Here is a 14,045-nt window from a genome sequence, read left to right on the forward strand (position 1 = left end):
CAAGCCGCAGCACCCGGCAACATCAATCCAGCTTTGGCCGCAGGATCAACACACCCAAAGGCGGCAGGTTCAGCGCCAATGACACCGGCATTCCATGGCTTTTACTGTCGTCGGTCTGCACGCCGCCACCATTGCCGACGTTAGAACCCGCATAGGTGCTCGCATCGCTGTTTAGCAGCTCGGTCCACAACCCGGCGAACGGAACACCGATGCGATACCTCTCACGGGGCACAGGCGTCAGGTTAGCGACGACCAACACCGGATCGCCCTCCTTGCTCCAGCGCAACCAGGCAAAAACGCTATTGGCCGCGTCATCACCGATGACCCATTGAAACCCCTGAGGCACGCAATCCTGTTCGTGAAGTGCCGGTACTTCACGATAAATTCGGTTGAGATCGCTCACCAGTTTCTTCACGCCGATGTGTTCAGCGTACTGCAACAAATACCAATCCAGTTGCTCGTCGTGGTTCCACTCGCGCCATTGGCCAAACTCACAGCCCATGAACAACAGCTTTTTGCCTGGATGCGTCCACATGAACGCCAGATAAGCACGCAAATTGGCGAACTTCTGCCAACGGTCACCAGGCATTTTATCAATGAGCGAATGCTTGCCGTGCACCACTTCATCGTGGGAAATCGGCAGGATGAACTTCTCGGACCAGGCATAGATCAGGCCGAAACTCAGCTCCCCATGGTGATGGGCGCGGTGGATAGGGTCCTGCTGCATGTAATGCAGGGTGTCGTGCATCCAGCCCATGTTCCATTTATAGGAAAAGCCCAAACCGCCTTGCTGCGTGCTCTGGCTGACGCCAGGCCAGGCAGTGGATTCTTCGGCGATGACCATCGCGCCGGGCACCTCCAGTACTACCACGTCGTTGAGATGGCGCAAGAAATCAATGGCTTCGAGATTTTCTCGACCGCCATGGCGATTGGGCACCCATTCCCCCGCTTTGCGTGAATAGTCGCGGTAAAGCATTGAGGCCACCGCATCCACACGCAGGCCATCAACATGGAAATGCTTGAGCCAATGCAATGCCGACGCGAGCATAAAACCATGCACTTCTGTGCGGCCCAGGTTGTAAATCAGCGTGTCCCAATCTTGGTGGAAACCTTCCTGCGGATTGCCGTACTCATAAAGCGCAGTGCCATCGAATTGCGCCAAACCGTGAGCATCGGTGGGGAAATGCGCGGGCACCCAATCGAGAATCACGCCGATATCGGCCTGGTGGCAAGCGTTGACGAAAGCAGCAAAGTCATCTGGCGAGCCGAAACGAGCCGTCGGGGCAAACTGCGAAAGCGGTTGATAACCCCAAGAGCCGCCAAACGGATGCTCCATGATTGGCATCAGTTCGATATGGGTAAAGCCCAGCTCCTTGATATAGGGAATAAGGCGCTCGCCCAGTTCGTGCCAGTTGTATTGACGAACAACAAATTCATCGCTGTGATCGAGCTGCCAGGACCCCGCATGCAACTCATAGATCGACAATGGCGCGCTCGCCACGTGACGCTCGCCCCGCGATTGCATCCAGCCATTGTCTTGCCAGTCGAATTGCAACGGTGCTGCCACCACCGACGCCGTGTCTGGCGGCAATTGGGTGGCCAAAGCCATAGGGTCGGCCTTGAGTGGCAGAATTCCATTGGCGCCCAGAATTTCATATTTGTACGCTTCGCCGGGCTTGAGCCGGGGAATGAATATTTCCCAAACCCCTGCGGGGTGACGCAAGCGCATTGGATGACGACGACCGTCCCAATTATTGAAACCGCCGACCACCGACACGCGCCGCGCATTGGGTGCCCATACAGAAAAGCGCACACCGTCGATGCCGTCGACATTCTTGACCTGCGCCCCCAAGCAACTGCTCAGGTCCCGGTGATTGCCTTCGGCGAACAAATACAGGTCCATCTCGCCCAACAAAGGGCCGAAGCTGTAAGGGTCTTCGGTGATTTGCTCACCGCCAGCCCAGTTAATTTTCAATAAGTAAGGCTGCGCGCGAGGAAAGTGTCCAGCGAAAAAACCCGGTACCTCGCTCATTTCAAGGGTCCCCAGCTCCTGCTCACCCTCACGCGACAGCACTTTCACACTTAACGCGTCGGGCAGGTACGCACGGATAAACTGCCCGCCCGCACCATCGTCACGGGGGCCAAGCATGGAGAATGGGTCATGATGTTCGGCGCGGATCAACGCATCCATATCGGCGGCCCCGGGCAGCAATCCCGATATGCCCCTGCCGTTTTCCTTAGGTGCATTCATTATAATTCTCCATCAGACAAGGTCAGCAGCCCACGTAAGCCTTGCAAAGGTACGGCCAACCAGCTGGGGCGGTGCTCGGCTTCGTAGACAACTTCATAGGCAGTTTTTTCCAGGGTAAATAATTCCAGCGTGGCGCTTTCGCCCTTCGCATCTTTCCAGCCGTGGGCCAGGTCAGTGGTCGCCCGGCGATAACCGTCGAGAAAGGCCTGACGAGCCTGGGTCAAATAGGTTTGCGCCACGCGTTCTCGAGCGGTCGCGGCTTCAGCCGAGGTGTCCACGCTTCGCGCATTGCGCACCGCCATGGCCGCCGCGTAATCGAATGACCGCAACACACCACTGACATCCTTGAACGGACTGTATTTGGCTCGGCGCTCAGTCAATGAACGCGCGGGTTCGCCCTCAAAGTCAATCAAATAGGCATCACCTTTTACCACCAGTACCTGCCCCAAGTGTAAATCACCGTGCACGCGCAGACGCAGGCCGCCCACAGAACGTTTTGCCAGCGCCTGAATGTAAGCCATCACCTGCTTGCGCTTGCTCAGCAGCTCAGTGACCAGGGCTTGGTCGACCGGTTCAAGACTGACTGCGTGTTGTTCGAGCAACTGCAAGGCACGCTCCAGTTGAGCCACCACGCTGCTACCCAATTGCTGACTGTCTTTGACACCGGTGGGTTCGGCGGCGAAATCCGGATTATCGGTCGGCGCTGCCAGTATTTGGTGCATCTCGCCAAGACGTTGCCCCAACAAGGCAGCGAAATCCGAGAGTTCCAACAAGGCGTTGTAATGCTGTTCCTGCTCAGAACGGCCGTAGGACAACTCATCACGCACCGCCCGCTCAAGGTTGTTCTGGGTCCACTCCCAGGCATCACCCTGATTGCTCAGATAACCCTGAGCAATCATCAGTAAATTGCTTTGCCCTTGTTTATCGATACGCACGACCGAACCCAGCAGCGGTGATATATACCCAAAGCCGGCTGCAGTCAGGTACGCGCCCATTTCCAGTTCCGGGTGAGTGCCCGCACTGACACGACGGATCATTTTCAGGACAAGGCTGCCACCGACCACCACGGAGCTATTCGACTGCTCAGCCGAGAGGTAACGTACTTCGGATTCGTTGTGCAACCCCAAGCTGTCCATTGCTGTGGTGTGCTCAAAGCGCAACTCGCCTTCGCTGCACGGCAGAACCGTCCTGGCCTGCATGCCCTGGATGACCGCGCGAATGAACGTCTCCAGCGTAAAAGCGTCCGTAATCAGGCCGACTTGACGGCCGCGCCGTACGCGAGCCAGCGCTAACTGCTGAGGCAATGCGCTGCTGATGTCATCTTCGGCCAATAGACCGAAAGGCAGTTGGTAGCGACCTTGATGATCGCCCGCAGTGACTTCAATTTCACTCAATAACACCGGATGCTGTGCGTCGCCAAAGCGCACTGCGTAAATAATGCTCACCTGATCGATGGCTTTGTCCTTACCCGCAAACCAACGGCGCTTAGGCAGATAAAGCGTCAACGACGTCTTCTCCATGGTGCTGCGCAACGGCTCGTCCAGTAGTTCTTCGAGGCGTTTTTTCAACACCAGGGTCGGGAAGTCCGGCATGCTTTTCACTGGTTCAACATGCCAGCTCGGCATTTGGTTTTCCGCCGCCAGCAGGAACCAATAAAAGCCATAGGGTGGCAACGTCAGCAGGTACGGAAGCTGGCCGACAGGTGGGAATGCGCTGCCACCGAGCATCTCAACCGGAACCATGCCAGCAAACGGCGACAGCTCAAGTTCCGCCGCCTGAGCCGCGCTGGAGACGTTAGCCACACACAGAATGATTTCGGTCTTGCCGTCCGGCCCTGTGTACTCACGGGTGTAGGCCAGAATTCGCCGATTGGTGGGCGACAGCATTTTCAAGGTGCCCCGGCCGAATGCTTTCTGCTGCTTACGCACCGTCAACATCCGTCGATTCCAATTCAGCAGCGAATGCGGGTCGTTGTTCTGGGTCTCGACATTGACCGATTGATACCCGTACTGCGGGTCCATGATCGGCGGCAGCACCAGGCTTGCCGGGTCAGCACGGGAAAAGCCGCCGTTGCGGTCAATGGACCATTGCATCGGCGTGCGCACGCCATCGCGGTCGCCCAGATAAATGTTATCGCCCATGCCGATTTCGTCACCGTAATACAACGTCGGCGTGCCGGGCATCGACAGCAGCATGCTGTTGAGTAACTCGACGCGACGTCGATCACGCTGTACCAACGGCGCCAGACGCCGACGGATGCCCAGATTGATCCGGGCCCGGCGGTCGGCGGCGTAGTAATTCCACAAGTAATCACGCTCGCGATCAGTGACCATTTCCAGGGTCAGCTCATCGTGATTGCGCAGGAAAATTGCCCACTGACAGTTCGCAGGAATTTCGGGCGTCTGGCGCAGAATATCGGTAATCGGAAAGCGGTCTTCCTGTGCCACGGCCATGTACATACGCGGCATCAGCGGGAAGTGGAATGCCATGTGGCACTCATCGCCGTCATTGCCTTTTGTATCACCGAAGTACAGCTGCGTGTCTTCCGGCCATTGATTGGCTTCGGCCAGCAGCATGCGGTCAGGGTAGTTGGCGTCGATTTCGGCACGGATCCGCTTGAGTAGCTTATGGGTCTCGGGCAGGTTTTCGTTATTAGTCCCGTCGCGCTCGATCAGATACGGGATCGCATCCAGGCGCAGGCCGTCGATGCCCATGTCCAGCCAGTAGCGCATCACTTGCAGTACCGCATCCATCACATGCGGATTGTCGAAGTTGAGGTCTGGCTGGTGGGCATAAAAACGGTGCCAGAAGTATTGGCCGGCAACCGGGTCCCAGGTCCAGTTGGACTTTTCGGTGTCGAGAAAAATGATTCGGGTGCCGTCGTACTTCTGATCACTGTCCGACCACACGTAAAAATCCCGTGCCTTGGAGCCACGCTTGGCCGCACGGGCTTTCTGGAACCATGGGTGCTGGTCCGAGGTGTGATTAATGACCAATTCAGTGATCACCCGCAGACCACGGTCATGGGCCTCAGCGATAAACTTCTTGGCATCGGCCATTGTGCCGTAATCGGCATGTACGCCTCGATAATCGGCAATGTCATAGCCATCATCACGCCGTGGCGAGGGGTAGAATGGCAGCAGCCAGACAGTATTGACCCCAAGCTCGGCGATGTAGTCGAGTTTGGCGATCAGGCCGGGGAAATCGCCGATCCCATCGTTATTTGAATCAAAAAATGACTTTACATGAACCTGATAAATGACCGCGTCCTTGTACCACAGCGGGTCATTGATGAAGGCTGCATGCCTGGGTTTCTTTGCCATCGTTGATTCCTTTTAATCCGTGGTCTGAATACGCCAGATGCCGAAAGGTTGATGCCAAGGCTCGATACGCATCCACTGCGTTTTGCCATACCAGGTCCAGCGATGGCCCGTCATCAGGTCTTCACCCGCAGTTGCCACGTCGTCAGGCAGACCCATTTCCCACAACGGCAATTCAAAATGCGCTTCCTGGGCGTTGACCGGGTCGAGGCTGACAGCCACCAGAACAAAGTTGCTGCCATCGGCGCTGCGTTTGCCGAAATACAAAATATTGTCATTCCAGGCGTTGTAGATTTTCAGGCCCAAGTGCGTTTGCAGCGCAGGGTTCTGTCGACGAATACGATTGAGTTGAGCAATTTCGGCAATGATGTTGCCCGGCGCGTTGTAATCCCGTGGCCGCAGCTGATATTTCTCCGAGTCCAAGTACTCTTCCTTGCCAGGCACCGGCGCTGCCTCGCATAACTCAAACCCGGAATACATGCCCCACAGGCCCGAGCCCATGGCTGCCAGCACCGCACGAATCAAGAAGCCTGCGCGGCCGGACTCATGCAGGAAGAACGGGTTGATATCGGGCGTGTTCACGAAGAAGTTCGGCCGGTAGCAATCTCGCCACGGCAACTGATTCAGCTGGGTGAAATACTCCGCCAACTCGGACTTGGTGTTGCGCCAGGTGAAATACGTATAGCTCTGGGAATACCCGACCTTGCCCAGCCGCGCCATCATCGCTGGCTTGGTGAACGCTTCTGCGAGGAACATCACCTCAGGGTACTGGCTGCGAATATCCGCAATCATCCACTGCCAGAAAGGCAGCGGTTTGGTGTGCGGATTATCGACGCGGAAGATTTTTACGCCCTCCTCGACCCAGCCCAGGACGATGTCACGCAACTCCAGCCACAAACTGGGGATCGCGTCGGGGGCATAGAAGTCGACGTTGACGATGTCCTGGTATTTCTTCGGCGGGTTTTCCGCGTAACGGATGCTGCCGTCCGGGCGCCAGGAGAACCAGCCCGGATGCTCCTTGAGCCACGGATGATCCTGCGAGCACTGGATGGCAAAATCCAGAGCAACCTCAAGCCCATACTCAGCAGCGGTCTTCACCAGATTGCGAAAGTCCTCGCGGCTACCCAGTTCCGAGTGAATCGCGTCATGCCCACCGTCGGCGCTGCCGATGGCGTAAGGGCTACCCGGGTCATCAGGCCCCGCTTGCAGCGAGTTATTCGGCCCCTTGCGATGGGCGCGGCCGATAGGATGGATCGGCGGAAAATACAGCACATCGAAACCCATGTCTCGAATCATCGGTAGACGAAACAGCACGTCATTGAAGGTGCCGTGGCGCGTCGGATCTTCAGTCACCGAACGCGGAAACAACTCATACCAACTGGCGAACTGCGCCCGTTCACGCTCCACATCCAGCGGGAATTCGACGCTACGGCTCAGGTAGGCATGATTCTCGGCCTGGGCCATCAGCGCCGCCGTTTCACTGTGCAGCAGCAACGCGACCTGGGCCGCGGGCTCGCTCTGCCCAAACCGCTCGATCACTGCACTGATTTGCTGTCGCAGTTCGACCTGGCTGCGTTCAGCGGCCTGGACTAAATGAACGCGACCCTCCTCCAACTCCAGATGGATCGGCACCCCAGCGCCATGCTTTTTTCGCAACTCATAGCGATAGCTGGCGAACTGATCGATCCAGGCCTCGAGCCTGAAGACGTAAAGGGCGACTGACGTCGGGGTGAATTCGCCTTCCCAGCTGTCATTGACCAGCTCTTGCATGTGAGTACTGTGCCAGTGCTCTTCATCGGCTGCACGCCAACGAATCAACACCGACAGCTTGTCGTGCCCATCGGCGAATACTTTGCTGGTCACACTCACCGGTTGCCCGATGATTGCCTTTACCGCAAATAACCCCCCCTCAATCACTGGCATCGTGTTTTCGATCACGATCCGCGGTAATTGCAGGGCCTGGGTCAAAGACAGAGGTCGGGTCGGGTGTGGAACGTCACTGGCCAAAGAATCCGGGCCGTAGGGCTGATCAGCGGTCACATTCATCGAGCATCACTCCTCACGCCCATTTAAAGACGCTCTTCAGCAGAATCCGTGCATTTAGGAACTGTATGTTTACACCCAGCATTGAACAAAACAGGTGTTCAGCAGCCGACTGCCAGCGACGGCACACCGGATCGGCCCGCCTAGTTTCCGAGCCCATCCAGGTGGGAAAAGTTCAAAACGGTTTAGCCGCGAGTGACAGCTTAGACCGGGCTTTGGCAATAGCCCGAGTGATTTGCACAGCCCCAAGGTACAACCTGTCAAACGCTGGAACAGTCCGGGAGTAATTGGCATTCGGGACGAGGATCAGTAGCCCCTTCCCTGCGGAAACACCTGACTCCACGAAATACGACACAGCATTGCCCGTGCCAAAGCCTGGGCAAGCCTCCAATCTGATCCGCTTTTTATTCAAATACCTGAGTCTGTTATGCAACCAGATGCTCGGCCATAGTTCAGCCGCCTGATACGGGCTGATGAGCATCCGACCATGAGCGAAAGAATTCCTGTCCAGATCATTGAACGCGTCGAACCTTCCAGAGCAAACGTGAAGGTCAAGTCCAGTGATCATTTGATTCATACCCGCAGTTTTACCGGGCTGTTCCGTAATTTACGTGTCAGTGGCGCGGGGTTTCTATTCCTGCTGTTCTTCGGCACCGTCTGGCTCGATTGGGGCGGACGCCAGGCTGTCCTTTGGGATTTGGCCGACAGTAAATTTCATATCTTCGGCGCGACGTTCTGGCCGCAAGACTTCATTCTGCTGTCGGCATTGCTGATCATTTGTGCCTTTGGCTTGTTCGCCATCACGGTGTTCGCAGGAAGAGTCTGGTGCGGATACACCTGCCCGCAGAGTTCCTGGACCTGGATTTTCATGTGGTGCGAGAAGCTCACCGAGGGTGAGCGTAATCAGCGGATCAAACTTCAGGCCGCGCCCTGGGGCATGAAAAAACTGCTGCGGCGCTCGGCCAAGCACAGTCTGTGGCTGGCGATCAGCGTATTGACCGGTCTGACCTTCGTCGGCTATTTCACCCCGATTCGACCGCTGGCCAATGAGCTGCTGACCTTGCAGTTGAGTGGCGTCAGTCTGTTCTGGGTCCTGTTTTTCGCGGGTGCGACCTATATCAATGCTGGCTGGCTGCGTGAAGCAGTCTGCATGCACATGTGCCCCTATGCGCGCTTTCAAAGCGTGATGTTCGACAAAGACACCCTCACCGTTTCCTACGACGCCGCTCGCGGTGAAAACCGTGGCCCGCGTAAACGTGAGGTCGATCCAGCGTCAGTGGGTCTGGGTGACTGTATCGATTGCCAGATGTGTGTGCAGGTGTGCCCGACCGGTATCGACATCCGTGACGGCTTGCAGATGGAATGCATTGGCTGCGCCGCGTGTATCGATGCGTGTGACTCGATCATGGACAAAATGGGCTATGCCCGTGGTCTGGTGAGTTACACCTCGGAAGCCGTATTGCAAGGCGGTCAAACCCGTCTGCTGCGGCCACGCTTGATCGGCTACTGCGCCGTATTGCTGGTGATGATCGGCGCGCTGGTGCTGGCGCTGGTCGAGCGGCCGATGGTGTCGCTGGATGTCAGCAAGGACCGGGGCCTGTTCCGGGAAAACAGCCAAGGCCAGATCGAAAACATCTACAGCCTGAAAATCATCAACAAAACCCAGCAGCGTCAGCAGTATCATCTGGCGCTTGTCGATGGGGACGACTTCCAGCTGCAGGGTAAAACCGAGGTCAGCCTCGCTGCGGGGGAAATCTTCGATTTTCCAGTGTCCGTGACAATGATCGCCGAACACCCAAGCAGCAGTTCGCAAAGCATCAGTTTTGAAGTGGTGGACAGCGATGATGCGAACGTACGCAGCCTGGCAAAAAGCCGGTTTGTCGCCCCGCTCAATCGCTGATCCCTTTAAAGTGGTGCCTGCCTCACTTCCCCGTCAGACCGCCAGTCAGCGAGAACCGATGAAACGTTATGAAAAGTTTGCAGACGATATCGCTGAACTGATTCGCTCCGGGGTGCTCGGCCCCGGCCAGCGCGTGCCCTCGGTACGTTATGCCAGCCAGACGTATGGGGTCAGCCCCTCGACGGTGTTCCAGGCCTATTACCTGCTGGAGCGACGCGGACTGATCCGGGCGCGGCCGCGCTCCGGTTACTTCGTCAACAATAATGCGCTACGGCAGTTTTCCGAGCCGGTGATCAGCACACAGGCCAGTGAGTCCACTGAGGTGGATGTCAGCGAGTTGGTGTTCTCGGTACTCGACTCGATCAAAGATCCGCAGACCGTGCCGTTTGGCTCGGCATTCCCAAGCCCTACGCTGTTTCCACTGCAACGGCTGGCACGCTCGCTGGCCAGCGCGAGCCGGCAGATGGACCCGCGCATGGTGGTCACCGACATGTCACCGGGCAACCCGCAACTGCGCAGGCAGATAGCGTTACGGTACATGGTCGGCGGCCTGATGCTGCCCATAGAGGAACTGCTGATCACCAACGGCGCGCTGGAAGCCCTGAATCTGTGCCTGCAAGCGGTCACTGAGCCGGGGGATCTGGTCGCGATAGAAGCCCCGGCGTTCTATGCCTGCCTGCAAGTGCTGGAACGCCTGAAGCTCAAAGCCGTGGAAATTCCGGTGCACCCACGCGATGGCATCGATCTGGGCGTGCTCGCACAAACCCTCGAGCGCCACCCGATCAAAGCGTGCTGGTGCATGACCAACTTTCAGAACCCGATGGGCGCCTCCATGCCCGAAGCCAAGAAACGCGAGTTAGTGGAATTGCTGCGCCAGCACCAGGTTCCGTTGATTGAAGATGACGTCTACGCCGAACTGTATTACAGCCCGCAAGCGCCGAAGCCGGCGAAAGCCTTCGACACTGAAGGGCTGGTAATGCATTGCGGCTCGTTTGCTAAAAGCCTGGCGCCGGGTTACCGAATCGGGTGGGTTGCCGCGGGACGTTATGCGCAGAAAATCGAGCGACTGAAACTGATGACATCGCTGTGCGCGTCGATGCCCGCTCAGGCGGCTATCGCCGATTATCTGCAGCATGGTGGCTATGACCGGCATCTGCGCAAACTGCGCTACGCCCTGGAAGAACAACAAAGCGCCATGCTCAGTGCCATCGCCCGCCACTTCCCCGCGCAGACGCGGGTCAGCCAGCCCGCAGGCGGGTATTTCCTGTGGCTGGAGCTACCCGAACACATGGACTCCCTGAAGCTGTTCCAGATGGCCCTGGCCCAAGGCATCAGCATCGCGCCCGGGCCGATATTTTCCCCGACCCAGCGCTTTCGTAACTGCATCCGCCTCAACTACGGTAGCCCGTGGGATGATGCGTCGGAACAGGCCATGGAGACCCTGGGCCGGATTATTCGCTCGTTCTGACAACGCCCGCCAAGCACCACGCGACGCTATCGACCGCCCCCCAGATCAATAAACGTCCCGGTGGCGTAACTGGCTTTTGCCGATAGCAGCCAGATGATCGCCTCGGCCACTTCCTCCGCACAGCCACCGCGCCCCATGGGAATGCCGGGTTCGAGTTTGCTGACCCTATGTGGATCGCCGCTCAAGGCATGGAAATCGGTAAAGATATAGCCCGGTCGCACCGCGTTGACCCGAATCCCTTCACCCGCCACTTCCCGCGCCAGGCCTAGGGTAAACGTATCCAGCGCGCCTTTGGAGGCGGCATAGTCGACGTATTCCCCGGAAGCCCCAAGCCGGGCCGCGACCGAAGAAACGTTGACGATGCTGCCACCTTTGCCACCATGACGTGGCGACATACGCAGCAAGGCGTGCTTGGCGCACAGCATCGGTCCGACCACGTTGGTTTTCATCATTCGGAGCATGCGGAACTCGGACATCTCTTCGACCCGGGAGGCCTCCGCGACGGTGCCCGCATTGTTGACCAGCGCCGTCACAGGCCCCAACTCCGCGTCGATCCGGGCGAACAATCCGATAATTTCATCTTCATCGCTGACATCTGCCTGCACTGCCATCACCTGCGCCCCGAGTTTGCGAATGTGTGCGCACACCCGCTCGGCCGCTTGATGGTCGGACAGATAATTGATGCAAATACGATACCCCTGCTCTGCGGCAAGCAAAGCAGTTGCAGCCCCGATGCCACGAGAGCTGCCGGTGATGAGAAGAACTTTTTCCATGGGTGAGCTTCCGATCAATCGCTAATGGTGGTCAGCCTAGCGCAGGCTTGGGGCGAGAGAAAGCCATGATCCGACACAGATCACGCTTCATCAAGCACGCGCTTAACCTCCTCTTTCCGCTTCGCACGACTGATATCCGCCATAAAGCGTTCCGCCGGCAACGGATGACCTAAAAGAAAACCCTGCAGGGAGTTGCAGCCGAGTTCGGTCAGGAAGTTTTGCTGCTTATCGGTTTCAACGCCCTCGGCGACGATGCGTAATCCAAGCGCCTGGCCCAGGGCGACGATTGCCGAGACGATCGCCGCGTCGTCGCTGTCGTGCTCCAGGTCGCGAACAAAGCCCCGGTCGATCTTCAGCTCGTTAGCGGGCAGGCGTTTGAGGTACATCAGGCTGGAATAGCCGGTACCGAAGTCGTCGATGGACAGGTCCACGCCCATATCTGACAGTTGCTGCAACACGGTCATGCTGACGTCAGCGTCACTCATGGCGGTGGTTTCGGTAATTTCCAGGGTCAGGCTGTTCGCTGGCAGACGGTGCAGCGCCAAGGCCCTGGCGACACTGGTGACCAAATCGTTGTGGCAGAACTGCAACGCCGAGAGGTTCACCGCAATCCGCCAGTGGCTGTAGCCCTGCTCATGCCAGACGCGCATTTGCCGGCAGGCTTCGTTGAGCACCCATTCACCAATCGGAATAATCAACCCGGTCTTTTCCGCAAGCCCAATGAACGTGTCCGGCAGCAGCAAACCCAGCTGTGGATGGTGCCAGCGCAGCAAGGCCTCCGCGCCTAATGGCAGGCCACTACCGGCATCGAATTTTGGTTGGTAATGCAAGCAAAACTGCTCTTGTTTGAGCGCCCGACGCAAGTCCTGCAACAGTTGCAACTGGTTGCGCGCATTGGTGTTCATCGACGCATCGAAAAAACAGTAGCCGTTTTTCCCCGCACCTTTGGCGTGGTACATCGCGGCGTCGGCGTTCATCAGCAGCTCATGCTGGGTCTGGCCATTGCCGGGGTACAGGGCTATGCCAATGCTGGCGGAGACTTGCAAACTATGATCGGTGACCATAAAGGGCTGGGCGATCAAAGCCACCTGACGAGCTGCGACGCTCGACGCGTCTTCTGTCTCGCTCAGTTCGACCAGCAGGACAAACTCATCACCACCGATACGTGCCAGGGTATTTTTGCCGTGCAGGTCTTCCCGCAGCCGCAGCGCGACCTGGCGCAACAACAAGTCGCCCATATGGTGACCAAACGCATCGTTGACGGGTTTGAATCCATCCAGGTCCATGAACATCAGTGCAAAACAGCCGCCATGCTCGTCGACCTTGCCCATGGCGTGTTCGATACGGTCCGCCAGCAACACCCGATTGGGCAGGCCGGTCAGCGTGTCGTGCAGAGCCAGTTGGGTCAATTCTCGATTGGCCACGCTCAGCGAGTTGGACAGCTCGGCAGTGCGATCCTCCATGCGAGCATCAAGGATCGACGTCAGCAAGGCAATCGTCAGAACCGCAAGGCTGGTGACCAGCACGAGCGTGTCCAGGCCATCAACCCGCAACCCACTGCCGACCGCACCACAGAAACTGCCATCGGCAAAACCTGCCGCCGCCATACCGGTGTAATGCATGCCGACAATGGCCATGCCCATGAATACTGCGGCCCCGCCTCTAGCCAAGCGCACATAGGGCGTTTGCCGACGCAGCCGAAAGGTAATCCATAATGCTGCCGCTGAAGCACTGACCGCGATCACCAGGGAACCCACAAACAACGAGGGGGCGTATTCAATGCCCGGCTGCATCCGCAACGCCGCCATGCCGCAATAGTGCATGGCGCTGATTCCGGCGCCCATGACCAGCGCGCCAAAGCTCAGTTGCAGGGCTGGCAGTTGCGGTTGGCTGACCAGCCACAGGGCAAAACCGCAGGACAAAATAGCGAGTGCCAGCGACAGCAAGGTAATCGGCAAGTCGTAGCCGAGTTCGACTGGCAGATGGAACGCAAGCATCCCGATGAAATGCATGGACCAGACGCCAATGCCCATCGCCAACGCCCCGCCACCCATCCATAGATAAACCGCGCGGCCCTTGGCCGTGACAATACGCCCTGCAAGGTCCAGCGCCGTATAAGACGCCAGGATTGCGACGAAAATCGAGATCAGAACCAGCGAGGGTGTGTAACTGCCAATAAGCATGAGCGTTCTCGTGACCGTGGCAGATGATGAGCATTCATGCTGCTGAAAGGCCGAGAATTGTACTCAACTTGTACAAAAAATCGCAGTTTGTTTAATTGTTTTTTTCG

The 14,045-nt window shown here is 57.6% G+C and carries 7 protein-coding genes; 2 read left to right on the forward strand and 5 right to left on the reverse strand.

Annotated features, from left to right (window positions below; translation table 11 throughout):
* Positions 1-22 precede the first annotated feature (22 nt).
* The 3 genes from glgB to QN399_RS06695 are packed head-to-tail and all read right to left on the reverse strand — an operon-like array spanning position 23 to position 7,617.
* Positions 23-2,251, reverse strand: a complete 2,229-nt coding sequence (gene glgB / locus QN399_RS06685) for a 1,4-alpha-glucan branching protein GlgB (RefSeq protein WP_323565768.1) — start codon at positions 2,249-2,251, stop codon at positions 23-25.
* Positions 2,251-5,574, reverse strand: coding sequence for a maltose alpha-D-glucosyltransferase (treS, locus tag QN399_RS06690; protein ID WP_330200734.1), 3,324 nt, complete (start codon positions 5,572-5,574; stop codon positions 2,251-2,253). Before treS ends, glgB begins: the two co-directional genes overlap by 1 nt.
* A 12-nt stretch (positions 5,575-5,586) precedes the next feature.
* Positions 5,587-7,617, reverse strand: a complete 2,031-nt coding sequence (locus QN399_RS06695) for an alpha-1,4-glucan--maltose-1-phosphate maltosyltransferase (RefSeq protein WP_322179400.1) — start codon at positions 7,615-7,617, stop codon at positions 5,587-5,589.
* A 484-nt stretch (positions 7,618-8,101) separates the two neighbouring features.
* On the opposite strand from QN399_RS06695, the gene ccoG reads away from it, so the two are divergent.
* Both ccoG and mapR read left to right on the forward strand, forming a co-directional pair.
* Complete coding sequence (gene ccoG / locus QN399_RS06700; RefSeq protein ID WP_322179401.1) at positions 8,102-9,514, forward strand: cytochrome c oxidase accessory protein CcoG; 1,413 nt, start codon at positions 8,102-8,104, stop codon at positions 9,512-9,514.
* A 58-nt stretch (positions 9,515-9,572) separates the two neighbouring features.
* Positions 9,573-10,982, forward strand: a complete 1,410-nt coding sequence (mapR, locus tag QN399_RS06705; RefSeq protein WP_322179402.1) for a GntR family transcriptional regulator MpaR — start codon at positions 9,573-9,575, stop codon at positions 10,980-10,982.
* A gap of 26 nt (positions 10,983-11,008) precedes the next feature.
* On the opposite strand, the gene QN399_RS06710 is transcribed toward mapR, so the two are convergent.
* Positions 11,009-11,755 carry an SDR family oxidoreductase gene (locus QN399_RS06710; RefSeq protein WP_219060158.1) on the reverse strand — a complete coding sequence of 249 codons (747 nt, stop codon included), beginning with the start codon at positions 11,753-11,755 and terminating at the stop codon, positions 11,009-11,011.
* 80 nt (positions 11,756-11,835) lie between these two features.
* Entirely contained in the window at positions 11,836-13,938 is a 2,103-nt protein-coding gene (locus QN399_RS06715; RefSeq protein WP_322216028.1) for an EAL domain-containing protein, read from the reverse strand.
* Positions 13,939-14,045: the final 107 nt, after the last annotated feature.

Origin of the sequence: Pseudomonas sp. 10C3 (assembly GCF_036346185.1) — a bacterium.
Taxonomy (GTDB): Bacteria; Pseudomonadota; Gammaproteobacteria; order Pseudomonadales; family Pseudomonadaceae; genus Aquipseudomonas.

Excerpts from the sequence above, each read along its gene's own strand:
- glgB (WP_323565768.1), bottom strand. The coding sequence starts at position 2,251 with ATGAATGCACCTAAGGAAAACGGCAGGGGCATATCGGGATTGCTGCCC.
- treS (WP_330200734.1), bottom strand. The coding sequence starts at position 5,574 with ATGGCAAAGAAACCCAGGCATGCAGCCTTCATCAATGACCCGCTGTGG.
- QN399_RS06695 (WP_322179400.1), bottom strand. The coding sequence starts at position 7,617 with ATGAATGTGACCGCTGATCAGCCCTACGGCCCGGATTCTTTGGCCAGT.
- ccoG (WP_322179401.1), top strand. The coding sequence starts at position 8,102 with ATGAGCGAAAGAATTCCTGTCCAGATCATTGAACGCGTCGAACCTTCC.
- mapR (WP_322179402.1), top strand. The coding sequence starts at position 9,573 with ATGAAACGTTATGAAAAGTTTGCAGACGATATCGCTGAACTGATTCGC.
- QN399_RS06710 (WP_219060158.1), bottom strand. The coding sequence starts at position 11,755 with ATGGAAAAAGTTCTTCTCATCACCGGCAGCTCTCGTGGCATCGGGGCT.
- QN399_RS06715 (WP_322216028.1), bottom strand. The coding sequence starts at position 13,938 with ATGCTTATTGGCAGTTACACACCCTCGCTGGTTCTGATCTCGATTTTC.